17 protein-coding genes and 1 pseudogene are annotated in these 26,142 nt (G+C 40.0%); 9 read left to right on the top strand and 9 right to left on the bottom strand.

The annotated features are described in order from the left end of the window. Positions 1-21: 21 nt before the first annotated feature. Entirely contained in the window at positions 22-786 is a 765-nt protein-coding gene (locus tag AABB81_RS07555; protein ID WP_342159691.1) for an SDR family oxidoreductase, read from the top strand. A 281-nt stretch (positions 787-1,067) separates the two neighbouring features. Then, on the top strand, positions 1,068-1,214 hold the full coding sequence (locus AABB81_RS16075) for an AraC family transcriptional regulator (RefSeq protein ID WP_425287340.1): 147 nt from the start codon (positions 1,068-1,070) through the stop codon (positions 1,212-1,214). A 98-nt stretch (positions 1,215-1,312) separates the two neighbouring features. On the opposite strand, the gene mnmE is transcribed toward AABB81_RS16075, so the two are convergent. Further along, a complete protein-coding gene (mnmE, locus tag AABB81_RS07550; protein WP_342159690.1) occupies positions 1,313-2,716 on the bottom strand; it encodes a tRNA uridine-5-carboxymethylaminomethyl(34) synthesis GTPase MnmE in 1,404 nt (467 codons plus the stop codon). 100 nt (positions 2,717-2,816) lie between these two features. Here mnmE and AABB81_RS07545 point away from each other — a divergent pair, with 100 nt between their 5' ends. Further along, positions 2,817-3,155 (top strand): DUF4870 domain-containing protein, encoded by a 339-nt coding sequence (locus AABB81_RS07545; protein ID WP_342159689.1) that lies wholly within the window; start codon positions 2,817-2,819, stop codon positions 3,153-3,155. A 6-nt stretch (positions 3,156-3,161) separates the two neighbouring features. Here AABB81_RS07545 and AABB81_RS07540 read toward each other — a convergent pair whose 3' ends face one another. Further along, the gene (locus tag AABB81_RS07540) at positions 3,162-3,743 is read right to left on the bottom strand and encodes a MiaE family protein (RefSeq protein ID WP_342159688.1); all 582 of its coding nucleotides are present in this window, start codon (positions 3,741-3,743) and stop codon (positions 3,162-3,164) included. A gap of 125 nt (positions 3,744-3,868) precedes the next feature. Between AABB81_RS07540 and AABB81_RS07535 the strand changes: the two genes are divergently transcribed. Next, positions 3,869-6,070, top strand: a complete 2,202-nt coding sequence (locus AABB81_RS07535) for an amino acid permease (protein ID WP_342159687.1) — start codon at positions 3,869-3,871, stop codon at positions 6,068-6,070. 8 nt (positions 6,071-6,078) lie between these two features. On the opposite strand, the pseudogene AABB81_RS07530 reads toward AABB81_RS07535, so the two are convergent. Then, positions 6,079-7,840, bottom strand: a pseudogene (locus tag AABB81_RS07530) (DNA polymerase III subunit gamma/tau). A gap of 221 nt (positions 7,841-8,061) precedes the next feature. Then, positions 8,062-9,837: an AMP-dependent synthetase/ligase gene (locus AABB81_RS07525; protein ID WP_342159686.1), complete on the bottom strand. Its 1,776-nt coding sequence runs from the start codon at positions 9,835-9,837 to the stop codon at positions 8,062-8,064. Positions 9,838-10,043: 206 nt separating this feature from the next. On the opposite strand from AABB81_RS07525, the gene pheT reads away from it, so the two are divergent. Further along, the gene (pheT, locus tag AABB81_RS07520) at positions 10,044-12,476 is read left to right on the top strand and encodes a phenylalanine--tRNA ligase subunit beta (protein WP_342159685.1); all 2,433 of its coding nucleotides are present in this window, start codon (positions 10,044-10,046) and stop codon (positions 12,474-12,476) included. A 16-nt stretch (positions 12,477-12,492) separates the two neighbouring features. Next, positions 12,493-13,506, top strand: a complete 1,014-nt coding sequence (locus AABB81_RS07515; protein ID WP_342159684.1) for a quinone-dependent dihydroorotate dehydrogenase — start codon at positions 12,493-12,495, stop codon at positions 13,504-13,506. Between the two features lie 7 nt (positions 13,507-13,513). Here AABB81_RS07515 and AABB81_RS07510 read toward each other — a convergent pair whose 3' ends face one another. The 5 genes from AABB81_RS07510 to uvrA all read right to left on the bottom strand — a co-directional run bounded on the left by AABB81_RS07510 (position 13,514) and on the right by uvrA (position 23,426). Then, positions 13,514-14,260 carry a murein L,D-transpeptidase catalytic domain family protein gene (locus AABB81_RS07510; protein ID WP_342159683.1) on the bottom strand — a complete coding sequence of 249 codons (747 nt, stop codon included), beginning with the start codon at positions 14,258-14,260 and terminating at the stop codon, positions 13,514-13,516. Between the two features lie 156 nt (positions 14,261-14,416). Then, positions 14,417-16,870 carry an alpha-ketoacid dehydrogenase subunit alpha/beta gene (locus AABB81_RS07505; RefSeq protein WP_342159682.1) on the bottom strand — a complete coding sequence of 818 codons (2,454 nt, stop codon included), beginning with the start codon at positions 16,868-16,870 and terminating at the stop codon, positions 14,417-14,419. Between the two features lie 120 nt (positions 16,871-16,990). Next, positions 16,991-19,714: a gluzincin family metallopeptidase gene (locus AABB81_RS07500; protein ID WP_342159681.1), complete on the bottom strand. Its 2,724-nt coding sequence runs from the start codon at positions 19,712-19,714 to the stop codon at positions 16,991-16,993. Between the two features lie 120 nt (positions 19,715-19,834). Beyond that, positions 19,835-20,548 carry an LOG family protein gene (locus AABB81_RS07495; RefSeq protein ID WP_342159680.1) on the bottom strand — a complete coding sequence of 238 codons (714 nt, stop codon included), beginning with the start codon at positions 20,546-20,548 and terminating at the stop codon, positions 19,835-19,837. Positions 20,549-20,585: 37 nt separating this feature from the next. Further along, complete coding sequence (uvrA, locus tag AABB81_RS07490; RefSeq protein ID WP_342159679.1) at positions 20,586-23,426, bottom strand: excinuclease ABC subunit UvrA; 2,841 nt, start codon at positions 23,424-23,426, stop codon at positions 20,586-20,588. A 100-nt stretch (positions 23,427-23,526) separates the two neighbouring features. On the opposite strand from uvrA, the gene AABB81_RS07485 reads away from it, so the two are divergent. The 3 genes from AABB81_RS07485 to AABB81_RS07475 all read left to right on the top strand — a co-directional run bounded on the left by AABB81_RS07485 (position 23,527) and on the right by AABB81_RS07475 (position 25,725). Continuing rightward, positions 23,527-23,754 carry a PspC domain-containing protein gene (locus tag AABB81_RS07485; protein ID WP_342159677.1) on the top strand — a complete coding sequence of 76 codons (228 nt, stop codon included), beginning with the start codon at positions 23,527-23,529 and terminating at the stop codon, positions 23,752-23,754. Positions 23,755-23,823: 69 nt separating this feature from the next. After that, positions 23,824-24,786: a potassium channel family protein gene (locus AABB81_RS07480; RefSeq protein WP_342159675.1), complete on the top strand. Its 963-nt coding sequence runs from the start codon at positions 23,824-23,826 to the stop codon at positions 24,784-24,786. 15 nt (positions 24,787-24,801) lie between these two features. Further along, positions 24,802-25,725, top strand: a complete 924-nt coding sequence (locus AABB81_RS07475) for an SDR family oxidoreductase (protein WP_342159674.1) — start codon at positions 24,802-24,804, stop codon at positions 25,723-25,725. Positions 25,726-26,142 lie beyond the last annotated feature (417 nt).

Genomic DNA, 26,142 nt, shown 5'->3' with positions numbered 1-26,142 from the left:
CATAAAACAGAAATAACAGTCATGAGTGAAAAAACCAAACGAATTATCATTTCCGCAGCGGCTGACGGAATCGGTAAGGTCATTGCCGAGGCTTACCTGAAGATCGGTGCGAAGGTTGCTATCTGCGACATCAATGAAGACAAAATCAATGCCTTCAAAAAAATACATCCTGGCGCACTGGCCGAAGTTTGCGATGTTGGTAACGATGACGATCTAAGCGCCTGGCTCGACCGTTCACTTGAGTTCCTTGGTGGCTGTGACACACTGGTGAACAATGCCGGTATCGCAGGCCCCACGGCACCCATCGAAAAGGTCTCCCCTGATGAGGTGCGCGCTGTCCTGAATATTGGGCTCGTGGCCCAATTCCATTGCATTGCCAAAGTACTGCCGGGAATGAAGGCCCAGAAGAGCGGACTGATCGTGAACATGTCTTCGGTTGGGGGCCTGCACGCCTTTCCGAATCGCACGCCGTACTCCGCAGCTAAGCGAGGTGTGCTCGGGCTCACCGAGTCATTAGCGGCAGAGGTCGGCCCTGACAATATTCGCGTCAATTCAATCTGTCCCGGTGCCATTTCCGGCGAGCGGCAGGAACGAGTGATTGCGTCACGGGCAGAAGCCGAGCAGCGCAGCGTTGAAGAAGTTCGTAAGGATGTGCTCTCCGCAAACTCGATGCGCACCTTTATTCCGCCGGAAGACATTGCCGGTTGCGTGCTTTACCTTGATAGCCCTGTTGGTGTGCGGATCAGCGGTCAGGTAATTTCCATCGACGGGCATATACCCATATAGATAGTCAACAGGTTCCCCCACCTGTTTGTTAGGCTTCACCATATCAGCAGGCACTCCGCTTTGATTGGCGAATGTTCTTAAGAGCAAACCGGATTCAGTTGATGGTCAAGTTCCTGTTTAATTAGTTATCAGAGATATACGTCAGGATTTTTGATGGAGTCACTGAAACACTGACCGATGGAGATGTGCTGATTGAAAACTACCTGATAAAGCAGGTCTCTAACTCATCAATCAAAGCACCAAAAGGAGCTACAGTCATTGATGGTGGCGGTCGTACCCTGATGCCCGGCCTGATCGACTCTCATGTCCATCTGAACATTACCGAAATCGCCGATGAAATGGAATTTTCAAGTCGGTCGTTTTTTACGCGTTACGTAAAAAAGGTATTGGGTATGACACCCAGTGAGTATTGTTTGAGGTTGGGGTAAAAGAATAATAGTAGTGATAAACCTCTTTGTTCTTCGTCAGTAGATGTAATGATTCAATAATCAAGAAATCGAATCGATATAAGATTTATCTGTGTTGGTTACTTCCCGATACAGAAATTCGCAAAGATATTTCCCAGCAGGTCATCGGTGGTGATTTCTCCTGTGATCTCACCCAGGTGAAACAGCGCCTGTCTGATATCAATAGCCATCAGGTCACTGGAGATATTTTGGTCCATGCCTTTCTGCACTTCATTTAAGGCTTCGAAGGCCTTGTTAAGCGCTTCAAAATGCCTCGAATTACTTACGACGGTTTGCTGGTTGCTCAGTGCACCGGTATTCACCAGATTGGTCAGGTGGTTGAGCAGGGTATCCAGTCCTGTTTTGTGTTTGGCCGAAATCAGGATCCATTCAGGTCGTTCAGCTTGAATATTTTGAACCTCATCATTGGTAAGGGTATCGGCTTTGTTGATGATCGTCAGTACTTTTTTGTTGGGATATTGATGTTTTAGTTCCTTGGTTTGTGCAATCCAATCTGACAGGTCGATAATTTTTTCAGCATCGATAAGGTGAAGCACCAGTTGGGCCTTTTCTATGTTTTCAAAAGTTTTTTTGATACCAATATTCTCCACAATATCGAGGGTTTCCCTGATACCGGCGGTATCGATAAACCTATAGGTGACACCCCTGAGTGCAATCTCATCTTCAATGGCATCGCGCGTGGTTCCGGCTATATCGCTTACAATGGCTTTTTCTTCATTGAGAAGTGCATTGAGCAAGGTAGATTTCCCAACATTGGGTTCTCCGACAATGGCCACCGGAATTCCGTTTTTCAAGACATTGCCCAAAGCAAAGGAATCGATAAGCCTTTTGATCACTTCAGTGATTTTTGAGATCAATTCCTGAAATGCTGTTCTGTCGGCAAACTCCACATCCTCTTCAGAAAAGTCAAGTTCCAGTTCGATAAGTGACGCAAAATTGAGCAGTTCTGCCCTTAAATTGGCGATCTCATTTGAAAAGCCGCCTCTCATTTGTTGCATGGCGATGCTATGAGAGCTCTGAGAGTCAGATGCGATCACATCGGCAACAGCCTCGGCCTGACTTAAATCCATCTTCCCGTTTAAAAATGCCCTGAGCGTAAATTCGCCTGCATCGGCATGCCTGGCTCCTTTACTTAGAAATAATTGAAGGACTTCCTTTTGGATATAAGCAGAGCCATGACAGGAAACTTCCACCACGTTTTCTCCGGTATACGAATGAGGTGTTTTAAAAACGGTAACTAATGCTTCATCAATGATTCTTTCACCATCGGTGATATAACCCAGGTGTACTGTATGGGAAGCCACTTTAGACAAAGATTTACGCTTTGACTTTGGTCGAAAATGATCATTGACAAGTTCAATGGCTCCCGAACCCGATAACCTGATTACAGCGATGGCTCCCACGCCAAATGGTGTGGCCAGTGCAATAATCGTATCATTTGAAATACTTGAACTCGCTTGCATAAACAGAATCTTTAATTAAGATTTTGGCAAAGGTACATACATTTCGTTTTATTTGCCTGTAACAATTTTTAATCCTTTACGTCAAATAGGAAAACCCAAGATGAGAGAAGACAGACAAACCTTGATGCTAGCCCATTTAAGCCAGTTGCTTGACCTGGTAACAGGATTTGGCGGATTTATAGTGCCCCTGGTGATTTGGATCAGTAAAAAAGATGAGATCTACGATATGGATGAACAGGGTAAAGGCATCATTAATTTTCAATTGAGCATGTTTCTGTATGCTTTGATCTGCGTGCCTTTAATTCTTTTGATCGGATTGGGATTCCTTGGTTTAATTGCGATTGGTATTATTTGCCTTGTGTTTCCTGTGATCAATGCCATCAAGGTAAATAACGGGGAAGAGCCCCATTATCCTTTTTCGATCAGGTTTATCAATTAGTCAATGTTATCCATGGACCCTGGCTGTTGTGCCGCGGTTTTTCATGAATTCAGCTTCATAAGCCAGTAATCCTTCCCATTTTTTATCGACGATCTGTCTGTCCTGATACTGACGGGCAAATCCAAGAAACACTGTATAATGGTTCGCTTCGGAGACCATAAGATCCCTGTAAAAATCAGCAAGCTCCTTGTCTTCAATATTTTCTGAGAACACTTTGAACCTTTCACAACTTCTGGCCTCGATCATGGCAGCAATGAGAAGTCTTTGAATTAAGGCATCAGTGCGGTCTTTGGTTTTTGGAAAAAACGAATGTAAATGTTTGGCATAGTCGTTTTTTTGCTCTCTTCCCAAAACCATTCCACGGGCTACCATAAATTCATGAACCATTTTAAAATGCTCCATTTCTTCTATGGCAATATCACTCATTGCCCTGACCAGTTCTGTTTCCTCAGAATAGTTGATAATGATGGAAACGGCATTTGAAGCAGCTTTTTGTTCGGCAAAAGCATGATCGGTAAATACTTGTTCCAGGCCATTTTTCGCGACTTCGACCCATGAAGTGGAGGTTTCAAATTTCAGTCCTAACATAATTTTTCTATAGAGATTCTAAACGGATAATCGATTGTTGCAAATTTAAAATTTTAATTCCATATGCACAGTCAACAACTAGGGTAGTTCTTAAAAAAAGTCTATTTTAGAGAAAATTTTGAAATTTGAAAAAGTTAGAACGCAGTTTAAGTTTGACTTCAGTCATCGCTATTAGTATTGGAGGCATGCTTGGCAGCGGAATATTTGTACTTCCCGGTATCGCTGCCGCAAAATCAGGATCTTCTGTATGGCTGGCCTATTTATTGGCAGCCATTTGTATATTACCTGCGGCGCTGTCAAAATCGGAATTGGCTACTGCAATGCCTTCATCAGGAGGCACTTATTTGTACATAGAAAGGGCCTTCGGGCCAATCTTTGGAACCATAGCTGGTCTGGGGCTTTGGCTGTCACTATTGCTCAAAAGTTCTTTTGCCCTGGTTGGCTTTGGGGCTTATCTTTCGGTTTTGGCCAATGTTTCACTTGGCGTGACCAAGTATATTGCCATTTTCTTTTTAGGCATTATTCTTTTACTCAATATTTTCGGAATTAAAAAGGTAGGAAAAGTGCAAATGGTCATTGTGAGTATTTCATTGGTGACTTTGGCATTGGTGCTCATTTTTGGCTTGCCAAATGTGAATCCTGAATATTTGGATCCTTTCTATTCTCATGGAGGGACGGGCCTTATAGCCACCGTAGCATTTGTTTATATTTCTTATGCGGGAGTTACTAAAGTGGCTGCCATTGCGGGCGAAATAAAGAATCCCAGCAAAAATTTACCCAGGGCCATGCTCCTTTCGCTTTTTATCATGACTTTGATTTATGTGTTTGTTGCTTTTGCACTGGTTGGTAACATTCCGATGGAGCAGCTGGCCACAGATCTGCATCCTATCTATACTATTGCTTTTATCAACGGAGGAACTACAATCGGTATTATCACAGCTGTTGTAGGGGTGATTACCTTGATTTCCATGGCAAATTCAGGGGTTCTGGCGGCTTCCCGTTTTCCTTTTGCCATGGCTATGGACAAACTGCTTCCGGATTATATGGGGAAGATCCACAGCAAATACCTGACACCTGTTACGTCAATCATTGTCACTTGTATTGTAATGACCCTGGTCATTTTGTTTCTTGATGTTGTAAAAATTGCCAAGCTTGCCAGTGCTTTTATGGTCATGATGTTTATCTCAGTCAATATCTGTGTGGTAATCTTAAGAGAAACTTCGGCTCAGTGGTATAATCCCAGCTATAAATCTCCGCTTTATCCCTTTGTACAGATCTTCGGTATTATTTCAGGGATTATCCTTTTGATATTTTTGGGTCTATTGCCTCTTTTGGCCATTTTGACCATCGTGGTGATCGGATATCTCATTTATTTAAAAATTGGGAAAAAGACAGCAAGAACAGGGATATTAAGAAAGTATGGCCACCGCCCGGCCCTATACCTTTTGTATAAAAAGAACAAGAAATTAAGCAGGGAGACCCTCGATATGTCGAAAATCAACAAATCGATACTCGACGGCCAAATAGCCTCAGAGGCGGGAGTAGTCATTCCTTTGTTTGGCAATGAAAAATCAGCAGAAATGTTGATCGAAATCGGCGCGGCACTTAACAAAAAGGAAGTAACTCAAGCCGTGAATATTACAGAAGTGCCCAATCAGACTTTTCTCGATGCCGTGATGGAGGATAATCCAAAAATACATTCCCTGGCCAGGCGTATATCCGGAATGGCAAGGGCTCGTAATGTGAAGATTGATTTTGAGGCCGTTGTTACCCATGATCTTTCAGAAACCATACAGGAATTAAGTGATCAGACTCATTCAGACTGGATGGTAATGGGGTGGGATGCCAGGGCACATAAAGGACTGCTGGTGAGAAATCCTATAGGCTGGTTCGTTGACCATGTGAATTCAGATTTCGCTCTTTTTAGGGATAATGGTGTCCGTTATATCAGTAAAGTGGTTGTGGCGCTTCGACCAGGAAGAAAAGATAAAAATTTTGTAGCCATAGCCGATCGTGTTTGTAAGTTTTATAAAGCTTCCCTGACCTTGTTGCACGTGGTACCCGAAGAGATGTCTGACGAAGACATGGCTTCGATTGAGAACTCTTCAAACATGCTGCTCTCAAAGGCTGCATCCAGGTCAAATGTAATTGTTAAGCGAGCTAAAAAGCCCATAGAGTCCATATCGGAAACCTCTGCGGAGTATGACCTTTTGATTATAGGAACTCCTGAAAAGGGTAATTGGCAAAATGTGTTATTCGGTCAGAATAAAGATAAATTTGCTGACAGCTCAGCCTGCTCTGTATTAAGGCTTACGGTGAAGGGATGATCTTTGGATCAAAGTTCAAGATTAAATTTTTTTCTCAGTAAAGCAATGGCCTCGTTCTTCTCTTTGAGCAATTCATATTTTTCCTGAGGCGTATAAGCAAAACGCTTGGTATGGTCTTCATTGACAGTAATTTCAAAATCGATGTCGAAGTTGTTCAATTTTTCTCTTAGAAAGCGCAGAACCCGGGGCCGAACCTTTAAAAGTTCAACCTTCATTAATTCATTTGGATATGAAACATGGATCAGGTGGCCCTTAAGCTTAGGTGCGTCTGCGTTTAGGATGGAGGCCAGGATCTTTTCTCCTTTCTCGTGCAGGTCTTCCACGTAAGCATCCCATACTTCCAGAAACCTCGCTTGGGTAAAAGGATCTTTAGGCAGGTCTTTGATTTCTTCGCGTTGTTCCCTTTTCTTTTTAAGGATGGCTTCTTCCTCCTTGTTTCTTTTTAAACTCGATAAGGAAAGCGCTGAATTACGACGGCCCGTTTGTTTCAGCTCCGGAGGCTTTGGTTTTATAAGTTCCTTGTCACGATTTTGTTTTGTTTCAGCAGTTTTTTCCACAATACTCACTGAAGGCGCAGGAGGCTGGTTGATGCTGACACTTTTTTTAACAACAGGTATATCCTTTGCTTTGACTTCAGTTTTTTGAACCGGGTTTGTAGTTAAAAAGTGAAATGAAGGAATTATAAATCGTTTAGATTTTTTTTTTGCCATCAAAAGTGATGGAAGCAATTTTCATTAAAGTAAGCTCAACAAGGAGCCGTTGATTCTTGCTGCTTTTGAATTTCAGATCACAGTCATTTGCTAGATCTATGGCCTTCATCAGGAACCTCAGATCAGATTTTTTGGATTGTTCCAGATATTGTTTTTTAGCTTTATCACCAACTTCAAGCAGATCGACTGTGGCCACGTCTTTTGCTACCAGAAGATCTCTGAAATGCGAGGCAAGTCCAATGATAAAGTGATGGGCTTCAAATCCCATTGTGATGATATTGTTCAAAGTGATCAGTACCTGAGGAATGTTGTTGCTTACCAACAAATCGGTTACCTGAAAATAAACATCATGGTCCAGCACATTTAAATTATCAGAAACAGCTTTTCTGTCAAGTGTGGAACCCGAAAAACTAACGACCCGGTCAAAGATAGACAAGGCATCCCTAAGGGCCCCATCGGCCTTTTGAGCAATGATGTGCAAGGCATCGTCTTCGGCCTGAACCTTTTCGCCCTTGGCTATTTTATGAAGGTATTCTTTTATATCCAACACCCCGATACGTTTAAAATCGAAGATCTGACATCTTGATAAAATCGTAGGGATGATCTTGTGTTTTTCAGTAGTTGCCAAGATAAAAATGGCATGGGCAGGCGGTTCCTCAAGTGTTTTTAGAAAGGCATTAAAGGCTGATTGAGAGAGCATGTGAACCTCATCTATGATATACACCTTAAATTTTCCTGCTTGTGGTGGAATCCTTACCTGATCGGTAAGCGTCCTGATGTCGTCCACCGAATTGTTAGAAGCTGCATCCAACTCAAAAATATTGAAGGCAAAATCCTCATCTTCCATGCTTTGGTCAATACTTTCCTGATTGATCCTCTTGGCAAGGATTCTGGCACAGGTTGTTTTACCCACCCCTCTCGGGCCTGTAAATAACAAGGCTTGAGCCAAATGGTCATTCTTTATAGCATTCTCCAGTGTATTCGTAATGGCCTGCTGGCCTACGACATCACTGAATACCTGTGGTCGGTATTTACGCGCTGATACTATAAAATGTTCCATCTTATTCTTTCTAGGAGGAAACAAATGTATGAATAACCAAAGGTATTTACAACTAAAATAAGAGACCCTGAACCCAAAAGGTGTATATATAATGATCAGGCTTTTCTAAAGCCATGACTTTGAGCAGTGCAGAAAGATTTCAGCCACAGTTTTATCTGTAAATATGCAGGTATATTTTTTAAGTAGCTGTATCTGGCCAGCCTTAGAATAGCCTTATTTTTTTAGGAATAGATCTTGTCATACAAATGTTTGTATTTTTGTAAGATGACTTCTCTTTTAGGTTTAAATGTCGGGGTAAGAAGTTGATTGTCAACCGTCCAGACTTCAGGGGTCATCTCAAACTTTTTAATGGTCTCCCATTTTCCAAATTGTTGGTTTCCATGCTCGATTTCTTCTAAAATCCTGTTGTGAACTGCTTCGTTTACAGCTATTTCTTCGGGGCTGCTGCCACAATCCACATGATGACGCCTTGCCCATTCTTTAACAAAGTCAAAATTGGGCTGTACAATGGCAGCCGGCATTTTTTGCCCTTCCCCTATAACCAGAACCTGTTCTATAAAACGCGATTGTTTCATTTCATTTTCCAATAGGGTCGGCGAGATATACTTTCCTCCCGAAGTTTTAAAAATTTCTTTTTTTCTTCCCGTTATGATAAGAAATCCATCTTTGTCTATCTCCCCTTTGTCACCTGTGTGAAAGTAATCCCCTGTAATGACTTCAGCTGTTTTTTCAGGATCCTTGTAGTAGCCTTGCATGACGTTGGGTCCTTTGATCAGGATCTCTCCGTCTTCAGCAATTTTGACTTCTACATTTGCAATGGGTTTTCCAACGGTACCGACTTTAAAATTTTCATTTTCGTATACATTGACCGATATCACAGGAGAGGTCTCTGTAAGTCCGTAACCTTCTAAGATCGTCATACCGGCCGCAGTGAATATTTTGGTAAGCCTTGGTTGCAAGGCAGCTGAACCTGATACCATGTTGTTGAGCTCTCCTCCAAGGGCTTCTTTCCATTTACTAAAGATCAGTTTTTTTGCCAATGCCAGTTTTCTCTCATAAAACCATCCATTTCTTCCATAAGGTTCGTATGCCATACCTATATCTACAGCCCAGAAAAATAACGATTTCTTAATCCCCGTTAGGGCGGTTCCTTTTGCAATAATACTATCGTAAATTTTTTCAAGTAATCTTGGAACCACACTCATAAAATCAGGTTTGACCTCCCTTACGTTATCTGCTATTTTTTCAATGGATTCTGCAAAATATATGGTTATACCCGAATAGATATACAAATAGTGGAGCATTCTTTCAAAAACATGGCAAACAGGCAAAAAGCTTATGACCTTGTTGATATCATTTAAAAACGGCAACCCGGTGACGGTATCCTTAACATTACTCACAAGATTGTTGTGAGACAGCATAACCCCTTTAGGGACACCAGTGGTTCCGGAGGTATATATGATGGTAGCAAGATCGCTGGCTTTCACCTTGTTTTTCAAGGCGTCAACTTCTTTCTGTAAGGTTTGGTCAGAACCGAGAGTGAAAACTTCCTCCCAGTGTGCGCAATCCTTTATTTTGTCAAAAGAATAGATTTGTTTAAGACTTTTGACCTCTTTCTCAACGGCACTGGCTTTTTCGAAAAGACCTTCATCCGAAAGAAAACAATATTTTACCTCAGCATGATTGAAAATATATTGATAATCTGCCTCACTGATCGTTGGGTAAATAGGAACGTTAACCGCACCTATTTGCAACAGGGCCAAATCCAGGATATTCCATTCGGTTCTGTTTGTAGATGAAATCAGTGCGATTTTGTCGCCGGGTTTTACACCAAGGGCAAGCAAACCTCTGCTAACAATGTTTGCTTTAGTGATGAATTCGTTGGATGAGGTTGACACCCATTGGCCACTGGATTTAGATACCAGGGCCTTAGAGAGGTTATATTTATCAAGTTGATAATAAGCGAAATCAAAAATTCTTGTTATTTCTACAGACATGGCGAAAAATTAATAATAATGCAAATTAGGGAAATTAAATTAATATTTAAAATCATTCCATAAAGCCTAAAATTTCTTGAAGTATTCATGTCCCAAAGCTCCTGCAATTGTATATCTTTGCTCCTGAAAAAATAATGAATATCAGTGTTCTCAAACTTATATAAAGACTGTATATTTCTTATTTTTGAAGACTTAAAATTATTGGGATGAAGATATCATATAATTGGTTAAAAGAATTTTTAAACATTGATCTTGAAGCTGAAAAAGTGAGTGAGGTCTTAACTGATTTAGGATTAGAAGTAGAAGGCATTGAAACTTTTGAATCTGTAAAAGGCAATCTGGAAGGCGTGGTTGTAGGTAAAGTACTTAATTGTATTCAACATCCTAATGCGGATCGATTGAAAATTACACAAGTTGACCTGGGTGATGGTCAACCTGTTCAAATCGTTTGTGGAGCGCCAAATGTAGCCAAGGGGCAGAAGGTTCCTGTAGCAACAGTTGGAACGACGCTATATACTGAGAACGGAGAACATTTTAAGATCAAAAAAGGTAAAATCAGAGGAGAATTCAGTCATGGGATGATTTGTGCTGAAGATGAACTGGGGCTTGGTTCAGATCATGATGGTATCATGGTTTTATCGCCTGATGCTAAAATTGGAACACCGGCAGCTGATATTTTTGAACTTTATACAGATAAGGTATTTGAAATCGGATTGACGCCGAACAGGGCAGATGCCATGAGTCATTTGGGTGTTGCAAGGGATCTTTATGCCGGATTGCTGCAGATGGAAGAGATGCAAACGAAATTGAACACCCCTTCGGTAAGTGATTTTCATGTAGATGAACGCACATACAGTATAAAGGTCGAAGTAGAGGATACCGAGCAGGTGCCAAGATATGCGGGAATCACCATAACCGACTTGAAAATTGAGGAATCTCCGGCCTGGTTGCAACACCGCCTTAAAGCGATAGGTTTGGGGCCGATAAATAACGTTGTGGATATTACGAACTATATACTTCATGGCCTTGGCCAGCCATTACATGCTTTTGATGCCGACATGATTGAAGGAGACAAGGTTGTTGTCAAGAACCTTCCTACAGGAACAAAATTCACAGGACTTGATGGCGTTGAAAGAGAATTGCATAAAGACGATATCATGATCTGCGACGGAGCAGGTAAGCCTATGTGTATCGGAGGTGTTTACGGAGGATTGAAATCAGGTGTCTCCGAAAACACAACGAGCATTTTCCTGGAAGCTGCCTATTTCAACCCCGTTTCAATAAGAAAAACGGCTAAAAGGCATGCCTTGAATACAGATGCCTCTTTTCGCTTTGAGAGAGGGATCAATCCGAATGCTGTTGTATATGCGCTCAAGCGCGCTGCCATTTGGATTGCGCAACTGGCTAATGGAAAGATCGTCTCGGATGTGATTGATGTATATCCTAATAAGATAGAAGATTTCCAGGTAAATTTCTCTTACGAAAAGGCATTTAAACTTATTGGGGAGGAAATACCTGCAGATACAATAAAAGATATTCTGGCTTCCCTTGATATTAGAATTAACCATCAAACTGAATCGGGATTAGGGCTTACTATTCCGGCCTATCGCGTTGATGTAACCCGGGAAGCTGATATTGTCGAAGAGATTTTAAGGGTTTATGGTTATAACAATGTTGAGATCCCCGAAAAGATCAAAACTTCGGTGGCAAGCTCAAATAAATGGAGCCCTGAAAAAATTGAGACGGTGGCTTCGGGTTTTTTGATTGCCAACGGGATGTTCGAATCCATGAGTAATTCTCTGACCAAGCCTGAATATGCTGATGCTTCGGAGTGTATTGGTAAAGAAAATAATGTGGGAATACTCAATCCTTTGAGCGGAGATCTTTCGGTGATGAGACAATCGATGTTGTTTGGATTGCTTGAAGGAATTTCATATAACATCAATCGAAAAAACAACAACCTGAGAATGTTTGAATTTGGCAATACCTACCACAAATATGATCAGGGATATACAGAAAACAAACATCTGGCGATGGCCATTACAGGCAAAAGGTCGGATGATCATTGGGCTTCGACCGAAAGGGATTCTGATGTTTTTTATTTGAAGGGGCTTGTCAAGACCCTGATGGAAAGACTTGGGATTACCGACATGAAATATTCAAGAACTAAAAATGATATTTTTTCAAAAGGAATCAGCCTGCGACTCGGTAAGTCAAAAATTGTGGAGTTCGGGGCAGTGAGCGATACGATACTTAAAAAATTTGGCATCAAGCAGGAAGTTTTGTTTGCCGATTTTGACTGGGACAATGTGATTGAGAATGTAGGGAAGAAAGTAATCAAGATTACCGGTTTACCCAAGTACCCTGAGGTAAAAAGGGATCTTGCCCTGTTGCTTGATGAAAATGTCGATTTTATCGATCTCTATAATTATGCATTTCAAAGTGAAAGAAAATTTTTAAAAAATGTTGATCTTTTTGATGTGTATATAGGCGATAAATTGCCTGAAGGTAAAAAATCATACGCTTTGAGTTTTATCTTACAGGACGAAAACAAGACTTTAACGGATAAGCAAATCGACAAAATCATGACCAAATTACAAGAAGGTTTTAAAAAGCAATTTGAAGCCGAATTGAGATAGTCTTAATACTGTTTTTATGTACAAATTACTGGTTAGAAGCATACTTTTTCAATTTGATCCTGAAAAGGTCCATCACTTTACGTTTTCTTTGATAAAAGGAATCATGAGAATACCGCTGATTCCGCAGTTTACAAGACTTATTTTCAGGGTTGAAAACCCCAAACTCCATCGCGAGCTACTTGGCCTGAAGTTTGAAAATCCTGTGGGTTTGGCTGCAGGTTTCGATAAAAATGCCCTCCTCTTTGACGAGTTTGCCAATTATGGTTTTGGATTTATTGAAGTGGGTACAGTTACTCCCAAACCGCAGCCAGGAAATCCTAAAAAGAGAATTTTTAGGTTAAAAGCTGATGAAGCCCTGATCAACAGGATGGGTTTCAACAATGACGGAGTCGATGTTGTGGTTGAAAGATTGAAAAAGAGGAAAACTAACATCATTATTGGAGGGAACATAGGCAAGAACAAAGTTACCCCTAATGAACGGGCGGTTGATGATTACATGATTTGTTTTGAAAAACTCTTTGAGGTGGTAGATTACTTTGTAGTCAATGTGAGTTCACCCAATACACCTAATCTGCGTGCACTTCAAGACAAAGGACCACTTACAGATTTGTTGCAGGCACTTCAAAACGAAAATAACAAAAAGAAGAAACCAAAGCCGATCCTTTTAAAAATTGCTCCGGATCTTACCGATAGTCAGCTGTTGGATATTATAGATATCGTGAATACAACGAAGATCGCAGGCGTTATTGCCACAAATACAACGATAGCCAGGGATGGATTGATATCAGAACAAAAGACCGAAACCGGTGGCCTTAGCGGGAAACCTGTCAAAAACAGATCCACGGAAGTGATTCGCTTTTTAGCTCAAAAATCCGGAAAATCATTTGCAATCATTGGAGTAGGCGGGATTCATTCAGCAGATGATGCAAGGGAAAAACTAGAAGCAGGAGCAGATCTTGTTCAGTTGTATACGGGTTTTATATATGAAGGCCCTGCCCTTGTAAAAAGAATCAACAAGAGTTTGATTTAGGTTGCCACTATTGACTTTCGACTAATCCTGTTATTGTCGTTTGCGTGGTAAAACTAGAATTCGCAAGGTTAGAATTTTTCAGATAATGGGCCTCAGGATAATATATAAAAAGAAGTGTTCCTTCCTTAATCCTTTCAACGATCTGAACATAATCCTTTTGAGGTAAAGACGGGCAGCCTAAACTTCGGCCCAATCTTCCGTTTTTTTCAATAAAAACTGAGCTTACATAATCGGCAGCATGAATGACAATGGCTCTTTTCCTGGCATTGCTGTTGCTGAATTCAAGGCCGTCCAATCTCAGTGAAAGACCGTGTTTGCCCTGATAGGTTTCACCTGTACGGTAAAACCCGATACTGCTTTTAAAGGAGCCGATTTTATTAGAAAAATACTTTGCATATTCACCACCCGAATTTCTTCCATGTGCAACAATGCTTTTATGCACGATCTTTTCTTTTTCAATGTCGATCAGGAAGAACCTGTTTTTGTTGGCAGAAACACTCATATCAATTACGGTAAGAAGGCTGCCAAATTCAATTTGACCCTCCTGTGCTAATTTGAGATAGCCTTTAAGAGCGGTTTCAAAAGGTTGATAGCTGAGGTCATTATCATTGAGTTGATGATAAATATTTCTGGCATAAGCGGTAAAGTCCTCAAAAGCAACATAGCTGTTTTCTCTTTCAGGAGCTGCAGAAATAACTGAGCTGCTCAAAGCGATTACGACTAAACAAAGAAAGAAAAATCTTTTTCTGATCATAATTTAAGTTAGTAAAAGGCGGCGGTTGATTCTTGAAGGCAGAGATATTACTGTCCTTTAATTGCTCGCAAAGGTACTACAAATCCTAAAAAGCACAATAAAATTATGAATACTTTAACTGGTTATCAGTGATCTATGTTACAAAAATAAGCCATGTTACGTAAAAAGGCTTTTAAATTTGGTGGGGTTGCTTTCGTGCATTACGGTGTAGACACCTTCGAAAATATCATTAACAGAGGGTTTTGAAAAATAGTCACCGTCAGTACCATACGCAGGTCTGTGTGCCTTGGCGGTAATGGTAGTTGGTTTGCTGTCTAGAAAATGATACGCTCCCTGCCTATTGATAATTTCATCAAGCAAGTAGGCTGATGCCCCGCCTGGAATGTCTTCATCAATAATGACAAGCCGGTTGGTCTTCTGTACACTTTGCAATACTTCGTGCTCAAGATCAAAGGGCAAGAGGGATTGTACGTCGATAATTTCTGCATCTATTCCCACTTGAGACAGGTCTTTCGAAGCCTCCTCAACAATTTTGAGTGTTGAGCCATATGACACCAAAGTAATGTCACTTCCTTCTTTGATGGTCTCTACCACGCCAATAGGAGTAGTGAATTCACCTAAATTGGTAGGGATACTTTCTTTTAGTCTGTACCCATTCAGGTTTTCGATAACAATGGCAGGTTCATCTGATTTCATTAAGGTATTGTAAAAGCCTGCAGCCTTGGTCATGTTTCGTGGCACGAGAATATAAATTCCACGAAACAGGTTGATTAAACTTCCCATTTGTGAACCTGAATGCCAGATTCCTTCGAGCCGATGCCCTCTGGTCCTGATGATAAGGGGAGCAATTTGTTTTCCAAAGGTCCTGTATCTGAGCGTGGCCAGATCATCCGTAAGCACCTGGGTTGCATAAAAAATATAATCGAGATATTGAATTTCGGCAATGGGTCTTAAACCTCTCATTGCCATTCCAATTCCTTGGCCAATAATGGTAGTTTCCCTGATTCCGGTATCATATACCCTTTCTTCTCCATATTTTTCCTGAAGCCCTTCAAGCCCCTGGTTTACATCTCCTATTTTTCCTGAATCTTCTCCAAAAATCAGGATTTTTTTATTTTTACCCAGCAGCGCATCAAAGTTGTTTCTGATCACAACTCTTGCGTCCACATCTTCTGCTTCATCATCGTATATGGCTTCAATTTCTTCAATATTCGTCGCTTTGCTATCCAGTTCGCTATAGAGATGTGAGCTGTATTTGGGTTGTTGGATGGCGTAATAATCCTTCACCCAATTCTGAAGCATTTCCTTTTCAACAAAGTTCTCGTCTCTGAGATATATAAGGCTCTTTCTGCCTATTGTCAATATATTTTTCCTGATGGGTTCATCAGTTGACTCCAGTTCTCGTTTTAGTTTTTCAATAAAAATTTTGTTTTCACTTTTTTTAGCAGCTTTTTCAAGAAGGGCAAGGAGTTCTTTTCTCTCTTGAAGCATGGGTTTTAGATAGTCGTTCCAGGATTCTTTTTTGGCATTCCTGACTACGGCTTTCACCTCTTTTTCCAAAGCAAGTAGTTCCTCCTCATTTTCGACGAACTTCAATACCTGACCATCCTGGTCTTCTAATTCAAAATTCAGGATCCATTCTCGCATTTTAGCATTGCAATCATGCTCTTTCTCCCAGGTTAGTCTTTCTGGATTCTTATATCTTTCATGAGACCCTGAGGTTGAATGCCCTTGGGGCTGGGTAAGTTCTTTAACATGTATGATCACAGGAACGTGCTCTTCACGCGCAATTGCGGAGGCCTTGTTATATACATCGACGAGTTGGGTATAATTCCATCCGTTGACCACAAAAATTTCATAGCCAGAGCCTTTGCCATCTCTTTGGAATCCTTTTAGAATCTCAGAAATGCTTTCCTTGGTGGTTTGATATTTTGAATGGACCGAGATACCATATTCATCATCCCAGATACTGATTACCATAGGAACTTTCAAAACACCGGCAGCGTTGATAGTTTCAAAGAACGGCCCTTCTGAAGTGCTCGCATTACCGATAGTTCCCCAGGCAACTTCGTTACCTTTTGACGATAGTAGTTCCTGCTGGTCAAGACCTTCAATATTTCTGAATTTTTTCGAAGCTTCTGCGAGCCCCAGTAAACGGGGCATCTGCCCGGCAGTAGGGGATATGTCCGAACTTACGTTGTACTGATGTCTTAAGTTTTTCCAGCTGCCATCTTCATTGATCGAATGAGTTGCAAAATGACCGTTCATCTGTCTTCCTGCCGAGAAGCTGTCTGCTTCTATATCTGCATGTGCGTAAAGACTTGCAAAAAAATGTTTTGGACTGTATTCTCCTATAGCCATCATAAAGGTTTGATCACGGTAATATCCCGAGCGCCAATCTCCTTTTTTAAAGGCCTTGGCCATAGCGAGCTGAGGCACTTCCTTACCTCCACCAAAAATTCCAAATTTGGCTTTCCCGGTTAAAACCTCACGTCTGCCTATTAGACTGCACTCTCTGCTTAGAACTGCAATTTTATAGTCGTTGATGACTTCGTTTTTAAATTCAAGAAAAGACAATTTTTTCGAAGATTCGACCGCCTTATTGATCATGTATATAAGTGTTTAGGAGTTATGCAAATATATGAAAATAAGGGCAAATTCCGGCCTGACTTAACTTCCTGAAAACGAGATAAAAATAGAATTTTAGTTTTTGAAAATAAAATTTGAAAATCAATAAAACCCTCGTTTTACAAAGTTGTAAACCCGTTCAATATCTATAGTGAGCACAAATCTTATCCTGGAGGCATAATCAGAAAATTCCGGTTCAAAACCATTGCTCGATTGAAGGGGGAAATACACTTCAAGGAAATTGTGAATAAAATTAAGCCTTACACCTGTATCGTACTTAAATCTGGCATTCTCATTACGGTTTTTAAGGAACCCTGCATCTGCATATAGTTCAATAAACCGCCAGACGCCAATGCTGGCATTGGAGGAAAGAATCCACTCATTGGCATAAGAATCTTCGAAAATACTTTTGAAGCCTCCTTCGGTAATGATTACTTGCTGACTTAAAAAGCCTGAATCTTCAGATCGCCCCAGGTAATTCAGGTCAAAGAGATAATCGCTGGGCCTGTCGCTTGAGTAGCTAAAGAAATTACTTTCGGTATCATTAAATAGAAATGCACCAAAGAACATCCTGAAATCCAGGTAACGGTTGATGTTTGTTAGTTTTCGATATCTGACATCAATAGAGGCCTTGCTAAAATTATCATTGTATTGAAAATCAGCAAAATACCTCAAGTCATTAATGATATTTGGTTGTGCATACCCATAGCGAATATTGAATATGTTGTACTTGTAGGATTCTGGAATTTCGGCTTCAAGAGGCAGCTCTTTGTCTACCATAACATAACGGGTCAATAAGCTTTTTCCGCCAACGTCACGAAGCGTATTTCTTTTAAAATCTATCAGGAAAAAGGGCGAAATCTTGTTAAAGGCCAGGTCATTGTCATAATGCGATCGACTTGCTGAAATCCCTGCCCTGTACCTGTAAACGCCTGTTTCCTGAGGCAGGTGTTCATAGGCAAAGGCAAAATTCCCTGTAATTGTATTGCTTTTAAAACCGTAAACAGGAGTTGCCGAGAACAACCATTTCTTTTTGAATAAAGCCTGGTTGTATATATTGGGCCCGAGTAAAAACCCATCGTAGAAATTATAATCTATGATAGGTTTGTAGAACACCTGGTTATAGTATGGATCTTCAATGTCTCTAAAAAACGTAACTTTTAAAGGCCTGTTCAATAATTTTCTGTTAAGCTTTTTCCAGTTGTCTCTCAAATTGGCCTCCGGATACAAATATTCATAATTCAAGCTCAGGCGATCAATATCCTTTACAGGAACTTTGACCTTTTTTTCTACGTCAATCGGGTCTATCCATTGTTTATATTTGATCTCCTTTTTGTTGACCCCATAAAGTGTAATGGGCGCCGGAAAGTTACTTTTATTCTTTATCGTTACTTCTACTGAATCAGACTCCTTCCTGATACTTTCTATTGTATAATTGATTTTGTTGTCCGTTTTGAGATAGTTCCCAAAATACCAGCTCAGGTCTTTGTCAGTTTTTGATGTAAGAATCTCATTAAAGGATACTGTTTTAGAAAGTTTCAAGTTATGCTCCTGATAAAATTCCTTAAGGCTCTTTTTTACGATATCGTTGTTCAGATATTCATTAAGGTATCTAAGACCGAGTCCTGATTTATAACGATTTACAAGTTTTAGATTGAAATTTGAGAGTGAATCGGCACGAGTGCTCAGGGACTGATCCAATTCTTTACGTGTTGAGAATTGATATACAAAAGGATACTTACCGTTAAAGTCCAATTTGGCTATATTGTATTGGCGAATACCCCATTTTTTAGAAATATTACCGATAGCCTTAACCTCGGGATAATAATTCTTAACATATTCGATCATCAAATAGATCTGTATACCATCAGCGAGCCAGGCATCTTCCCTGGTATTTGTCAGGATGGTATTTTCTATATAGCGATCAGTGATGGTTTTGAACAATTTGATATCCCATTCGAAAATATCCGAAAATGGATTCAGCGATTTTGGCAATTGATTAAATCCATAGACCGGCCTTTTCTGATACGAAGCCAAATTGACCAGCATTTTTTGATGCGGGTAGTTGCCAAGATACTCCTTGATGAAATCTATTTGTCTTTGGAGTACATCTACCTTGATATTCTCAGTAAGGTTTTTACTTTTGATATCCGTAACAATCTTGAGGTCCTGGGTATCGTAAATGGAAAAGTCATTGTTCAGCAGTATGTTGAGTTGGATATCCAACCGATCTTTACCTTTTAAAGAATACAGCACGTGATCTTTTTTAATCGCCACTTCCTGATCGAGTTCAGAATGAAGTGTATAACCCAGCGGTACTGCAAAATCTATCTTGAAATCTGCGGGCTGCATATAGTAATCATCCATATTCAAATTACTGAACAAGTGCCACTTGGTATTATCGTATACCGCGGGAGTCAAATGCCAGTACCTGAGGTTGTAGCTGAGTTCACCATGCCCATAACGGGTGTATTTGTCTTTGGGAAGCTTTACTTCATATTCAACATTGATTTTTACCGATTCTTTTGGTGGCAAGGTAGCAGGTAATATCACGCGTATAATATCTGCGGCGTCTTTATGCTCATTGTATTTCGTATAGGATCCGTTACATTGTAAAAACCGAATGCTTGAATACCCCCTGTCGTCTATACGGGCAAAATAGAGGCTTTTGTCGTAGTCTTCGATCAATCTTTTGGTAAGGGGTGTTTTTTTGTCTCTGTATCCATTGGCCCAGTTTAACAGGTATATCGTATCCATGGGTTTATCAGAAGGATTGTAATAGATGATTTCCTGGTCAATAAGGATCTTGTGATTATTAAGAAGCATCGCCTTTATGGAGATTTGATTTTTTTGAGCATGCAAAAATAAAGGCAAGCCTAATATAATGTACAGTATGAACCTTTTAATTCCCAAATTTTCAGAAGTGTTGGTGGATAATAATAATTGTTAAAAATTCGGGCTTAACAGATGCTTTTTATAGAAATTATTAATAATATCAACAACTTCATCAGCTGTATCCACTATCTTAAAAAGCTCTAGATCAACATCACTTATATTCCCTTGTTTTTTTAGCATAGTCTCAATAATCCAATCCAACAACCCATTCCAAAACGAAGTTCCGACCAGTATAATTGGGAATTTGGCAATTTTTTTTGTCTGAATGAGGGTAATGGCTTCAAACAATTCGTCAAGAGTGCCAAAACCTCCCGGCATAGCCACAAATCCCTGAGCATATTTAACAAACATTACTTTTCTTACAAAAAAGTAGTCGAATTCAAGGTTTTTTCCACGATCTATAAAGGGATTGTCTTTTTGTTCAAAAGGTAATTCAATATTTAATCCTACAGAAACACCACCACCTCTGTGAGCTCCTTTATTACCCGCTTCCATGATTCCGGGACCACCACCGGTGATCACCCCATAACCATTTTGGGTAAGCTGGAATGCTATGTTTTCGGCGAGTTCATAATAGGTTTCACCGGGCTTTGTTCTTGCTGATCCAAACACACTTACACAGGGGCCAATCCTACTTAACTTTTCATATCCATCAACAAATTCACTCATAACCTTGAAAATGGCCCATGAATCATTTGTTTTTATTTCATTCCAGGTTTTCTGTTTTAATGTTTCCCTTATTCTTTTATCCTCATTTGGAGTCATAGTTCAATTTTTTATTCGGTATTTTTCTATTTAAAAATTATAAATTTAGCTCTTTTTTTAAGAACCTTGCCGTATAACTTTGTTTGTGGGTACATATCTCTTCGGGCGTTCCGGAACAAAGAATTTTTCCTCCTTTCATTCCCCCTTCTTTTCCAATATCTATAAGGTGGTCACATAATTTGATTACATCCAGGTTATGCTCAATAATCAGGACTGTATTACCCTTCTCAACCAGTTTGTTAAGGACTTTCATTAAAATGCTAATATCTTCGAAATGCAGGCCTGTCGTAGGTTCATCCAGTATATAAAAAGTATTTCCCGTGTCGCGTTTTGATAATTCAGCCGCAAGTTTTATTCGCTGTGCTTCACCTCCTGAAAGTGTGGTGGATTGTTGCCCAAGAGTGATATAACCCAAGCCAACGTCTTCTATGGTCTTAAGCTTGAGGTATATTTTCGGGATATGTTCAAAAAAACGAACAGCTTCTTCAATGGTCATATTCAATACATCCGAAATGGATTTTCCCTTATACCGAATCTCCAGGGTCTCTCTGGTAAATCTCTTCCCCTGGCAGGTTTCACATTCAACTTCTACATCTGGTAAAAAGTTCATTTCAATAACTCTCACGCCACCACCTTTACAAGTTTCACAGCGTCCGTCCTTAACATTAAAAGAGAACCTTCCGGGTTTGTAGCCTCTGATCAGCGCTTCCGGGGTCTTTGCAAACAGGCTTCTGATCTCTCCAAAAACACCTGTATAAGTGGCTGGGTTCGATCTTGGGGTTCTTCCAATGGCTGTTTGATTAACATCAATGATTTTGTCAATATGTTCTAATCCACTTATCGAGGTGTAGGGGAGTGGCTCTTTAACAGCTTTGTAAATATGCCTGTTTAATATTGGATAGAGGGTTTCGTTGATCAGTGATGACTTGCCACTTCCTGAAACTCCTGTTACACCTATTAATTTGCCTAAAGGAACCTTTAGCGTAACGTTTTTCAGGTTATTGCCTTTGGCACCCTTGAGTATGATTTCTTTTCCATTACCTGTTCTTCTGTTTTTTGGGATTTCAAAAGTCCTTGTCCCGTTGAGGTAATCAGCAGTCAGGGTTTTGCTGCTAAGCAATTCTTCAGGCGTGCCGATACTGATGATTTCACCTCCGTGTTTACCCGCATCAGGACCTATGTCAATCACGTAATCAGACGCAATCATCATATCCTTGTCATGTTCAACAACCAACACAGAATTGCCCAGATCACGAAGTTTTTTAAGCGATTCTATCAGTTTGACATTATCCCTTTGATGCAACCCGATACTTGGCTCATCAAGAATGTACAAAACCCCTACAAGTTGCGAACCTATCTGCGTAGCCAGACGAATTCTCTGTGCCTCTCCTCCCGAAAGGGTCTTGGATCCTCTGCTGAGCGCAAGATAATTGAGCCCGACATCCATTAAAAACCGAATTCTGGTTCTAAGCTCCTTTATAATTTCTGAACCTATAATAAGTTGTTTTTCAGTAAGTTTGGGCTCCAATTGATTAAACCACAGAGCCAAATGATCAATATCCAAATTAGACAGATCTGCTATTGAGGCCCCATCGATCTTAAAATAAAGTGCCTCCTTTTTTAACCGTTCACCATTACAGACCCCGCAATTAACTTTGTCCATAAACCCCTTTGCCCAGCGTTTGATGGAATTTGATTGACTGTCGTTGTATTGGTTGAGGATAAAATTACTGATACCTTCAAAATCAATTTCATATTTTCTCGATACGCCAAGTTCTTTTGAATTAATTTCAAGTTTATCTTTGCCACCTTGGAGTATCAATTCCATGGCTTCTTTGGGAATTTTGCTTATTGGATCAGAAAGGCTAAAGCCAAATTTATCTGCAATATGGCCCAGCTGTTTAAAAATCCATGATTTTTTTTCTTCTCCCAATGGGGCAAGACCACCATTTTTGATCGACAATTGTTTGTTGGGGATGATCTTGTCAAGATTGATCTCATGAACCTTTCCCAGTCCGTTGCAATTCTCACAGGCTCCTTTAGGTGAATTGAAAGAAAACGAATTGGGTTCTGGTTTAGGGTAGGAGATACCTGTGCTGGGACACATAAGATTCCTGCTAAAATATCTGGGTTGAGAGGCTGTTCCCTCTGGGGTGTGGATCACAACCATAAGAGTTTCGTCACCGTGATACATGGCTGTGCGGATGCTCTCCATTAGTCTTTTTTCAGATGCCTTATTGATCAAAAGGCGGTCAATGACGATCTCTATGTCATGTGTTTTGTATCGATCGAGCTTCATCCCTCTTTTGATCTCTTGAATTTCACCATCAATGCGGACCCTGACAAAGCCTTGTTTGGAAATCTGCTGAAAAAGTTCGCGATAATGACCCTTTCTTGACTTGATCACAGGCGCCAGTACCACTGTTTTTTCATCCTGGAAGTCTGTCATTATAAGCTCATGTATTTCCTCATCACTATAGCTCACCATTTTTTCGTCAGTATTGTATGAATAAGCAATTCCTACCCTGGCGTAAAGCAGCCTTAGAAAGTCATATACCTCTGTTATGGTACCTACAGTTGACCTTGGGCTCTTACTAGTTGTTTTTTGCTCAATAGCAATGACCGGTGAAAGGCCCTCTATTTTATCAACATCCGGCCGCTCAAGCCCTCCTAAAAATTGTCTTGCATAAGCAGAAAAAGTTTCTATATACCTTCTTTGGCCCTCGGCATAGATTGTATCAAAAGCAAGCGATGATTTTCCGCTGCCGCTGAGACCAGTGATGACGACCAGTTTTTCTCTGGGGATCCTGACGTCAATGTTCTTTAGATTGTGAACCCTGGCACCGAGTACTTCGATATAATCCTGTTTTAAACTCATAGATTGTTGAAAAAAGAGCAAATTTACTTAATTGAAAGCAGTTTTAAATTATACATGTATCGTAAATTTTATTTTTATAAATTGCAATAAAAAATTAAGCTTGAACTTTATACATTCCATACGCCATTTTTTTGAGATCAGAGGATTTGATGTTTCTGCAAGGTTTGCAGATAGGTTGGGAATCCGCGCTTCCAACGTTCGCTTGTTTTTTATTTATATCTCGTTTGTAACAGTGGGATTATCATTTGGGATTTACCTTACCTTGGCTTTTTTATTAAAACTTAAGGATATGATCTATACCAAGCGAACTTCTGTTTTTGACCTGTAACCCTTAAAATTTTGATCATTGGCCTTTAAAAGTGTATTCATAAAATCAAGATTCTACATCGCTTTAAGCATGTTGTTCCTAATTATTTTGATTGGAACAATTGGTTTTGTTTTTATTGCAGATTATGGATGGATAAACGCTTTATATATGACCGTTATAACGATCTCGACGGTTGGATTTAAGGAGGTGCAGCCATTGGATTCAGATGCTAAAATCTTTACAATTTTACTGATCATAACGAGTATTACTATTTTTGGATATATCATTTCGGTGATTACAGATTATATTGCAAATAATAAATTCATAGAGGAACTTAAATTTAAGCAGGTGCAAAAGAAAATTCAAAGTTTACAGAAACATACAATTGTTTGTGGATTCGGGCGAAACGGCAAACAGGCGATGGCAAGACTAAAGAGTTATAAAAAAGGCTGTGTGATCGTAGAGAATGATCCGGAATTGATTGAAGAAATCGAAGCAGACGGAACAATGTTATATATAAAAGGAGATGCAACAAGCGATGAAGCATTACTCGCTGCGGGGATAGAAAGGGCCACTAGCTTGATTACCACGCTTCCTTCTGATGCCGATAATCTGTACGTGGTTCTTTCGGCCAGGCAATTGAACAGCGAATGTACAATTGTCAGCAGGGCTTCGATAGACACTTCGTATAAAAAGTTGAAGATAGCAGGAGCTGATAATGTAATCATGCCTGATAAACTGGGGGGAGCACATATGGCATCGTTGGTTACTACCCCAGACATTATGGAATTTATTGACCGGCTGTCTATAGAAGGAGAAAGCTCTTCAAATATTGAAGAATTGATTATTGAGGACCTCCCTGAAGAATACACAAATAAATCAATTTTTGACCTTGATCTGAGAAAGAGAACAGGCTGTACCGTGATCGGATTTAAAACGCCGGATAAGGAATATATCATTAACCCCGATGCTTCTACTAAACTGGTGCCTAAATCCAAGCTTATTGTCATTGGTCGCCCGGCAGAGATCCGTAAGCTGAATAAATTATTCTAAATAAATCCCATAGTGTTGAAGAAAGTATTGATAACCGGAAGTAATGGCTTGCTCGGGCAAAAATTGGTGAAATTGTTTTTGACTAAGAAGGGTTATGAGATCCATGCCTTGTCGAGGGGAGAAAACAGGCTTCACAATCAGGAGGGATACACCTATTATAATGTTGATCTCCTGGATAGATCTGCACTTTTGCAATGCCTCGAAGCGATTGCTCCTGATATTATAATTCATACAGCAGCCATGACCAATGTGGATCACTGCGAACAACATCAAAAAGAATGCGACCTCATGAATATAAAAGTGGTGGAGTATTTATTGGAATATTGTGAACCTAATGGGGTTTATCTTGTACACCTTTCGACTGATTTTATTTTTGACGGTAAAAAAGGTGATGTCTATAAGGAGGATGATCCCGCTCATCCGGTAAATCATTACGGACTTTCAAAATTGAAGTCTGAAGAGATGATTAAAAAGTCAAAAGTGAATCATGCAATTCTCCGCACGATTTTGGTATACGGACTCGTTGATGGAAATGACAGAAGTAATATCGTGTTATGGGTAAAGAATTCATTGGAAAACAACAAGGAGATCAGGGTGGTCACCGATCAGTTAAGAATGCCCACTTATGCAGAAGATCTTGCTGAAGCTTGCTGGCTTGCCGTTCAAAAACGTGCTAAAGGTGTTTTTAATATCTCAAGTAATCAATTGATGAGTATCTATGAGATAGCTTTAGCAGTGGCTGATGCCTTTGGTTTGGATAAAAAACTAATCCATCCGGTGCAAACAAATGCCTTGAGTTTACCTGCAGACAGGCCATTGAGTACAGGTTTTGATCTTAATAAGTCTATCAGCGAAATTAATTTACCTTCCTATTCATTTGTTGACCGGCTTCAAGTTTTTAAAGATCAGCTCAGTACCTATTCAGGTAGGAAAGAGTAAAAAAAAAACTTGCGATTGTTAATAAGTTTGAGCCTCTTTTTATTTTGTATTATTGAGATTTGTTTTACATTTGCAGTCCCGTTTTTTATGGGTTCGTTCATTACAGAGAAATTGTTAGTATAGAACAGTAAATAAAGTTGTGATTTTATTTGCTGATTAGAGAAAAGGGTCATAAATTTGCAATCCCTTTTTTTTATGACTGGTTTTTGGAATTGGTCAGGATTCTTGCGGCAAAATCATTTTAAATAAATTAGATAAATTTTTTCTAAAAATTATTTGGTGATTAGGAAAAATGGTTTTAGTTTTGCACCCGCTTTTAGAGGGTAGCAATATGCGGAGGGAGAAGAGCGAGAAAAGGATTAAGAGAAGTTCATTGAAAATATTGAAGATTGACAGCGTAACAAAGAGAGTAAAATT

The sequence above is a fragment of the Lutimonas vermicola genome (assembly GCF_038433205.1).
GTDB classification, from domain to species: Bacteria; Bacteroidota; Bacteroidia; order Flavobacteriales; family Flavobacteriaceae; genus Lutimonas; species Lutimonas vermicola.
Note: the sequence above shows the minus strand (reverse complement) of the source record. Positions and strands in the feature narration are given on the sequence as shown.

Coding starts and splice junctions, on each gene's coding strand:
- mnmE (WP_342159690.1), bottom strand. CDS start 2,716: ATGCAAGCGAGTTCAAGTATTTCAAATGATACGATTATTGCACTGGCC.
- AABB81_RS07500 (WP_342159681.1), bottom strand. CDS start 19,714: ATGCTTCTTAATAATCACAAGATCCTTATTGACCAGGAAATCATCTAT.
- AABB81_RS07505 (WP_342159682.1), bottom strand. CDS start 16,870: ATGATCAATAAGGCGGTCGAATCTTCGAAAAAATTGTCTTTTCTTGAA.
- AABB81_RS16075 (WP_425287340.1), top strand. CDS start 1,068: ATGCCCGGCCTGATCGACTCTCATGTCCATCTGAACATTACCGAAATC.
- uvrA (WP_342159679.1), bottom strand. CDS start 23,426: ATGAGTTTAAAACAGGATTATATCGAAGTACTCGGTGCCAGGGTTCAC.
- AABB81_RS07525 (WP_342159686.1), bottom strand. CDS start 9,837: ATGTCTGTAGAAATAACAAGAATTTTTGATTTCGCTTATTATCAACTT.
- AABB81_RS07495 (WP_342159680.1), bottom strand. CDS start 20,548: ATGACTCCAAATGAGGATAAAAGAATAAGGGAAACATTAAAACAGAAA.
- AABB81_RS07510 (WP_342159683.1), bottom strand. CDS start 14,260: ATGATCAGAAAAAGATTTTTCTTTCTTTGTTTAGTCGTAATCGCTTTG.
- AABB81_RS07555 (WP_342159691.1), top strand. CDS start 22: ATGAGTGAAAAAACCAAACGAATTATCATTTCCGCAGCGGCTGACGGA.
- AABB81_RS07545 (WP_342159689.1), top strand. CDS start 2,817: ATGAGAGAAGACAGACAAACCTTGATGCTAGCCCATTTAAGCCAGTTG.
- AABB81_RS07480 (WP_342159675.1), top strand. CDS start 23,824: ATGTTGTTCCTAATTATTTTGATTGGAACAATTGGTTTTGTTTTTATT.
- AABB81_RS07515 (WP_342159684.1), top strand. CDS start 12,493: ATGTACAAATTACTGGTTAGAAGCATACTTTTTCAATTTGATCCTGAA.
- pheT (WP_342159685.1), top strand. CDS start 10,044: ATGAAGATATCATATAATTGGTTAAAAGAATTTTTAAACATTGATCTT.
- AABB81_RS07540 (WP_342159688.1), bottom strand. CDS start 3,743: ATGTTAGGACTGAAATTTGAAACCTCCACTTCATGGGTCGAAGTCGCG.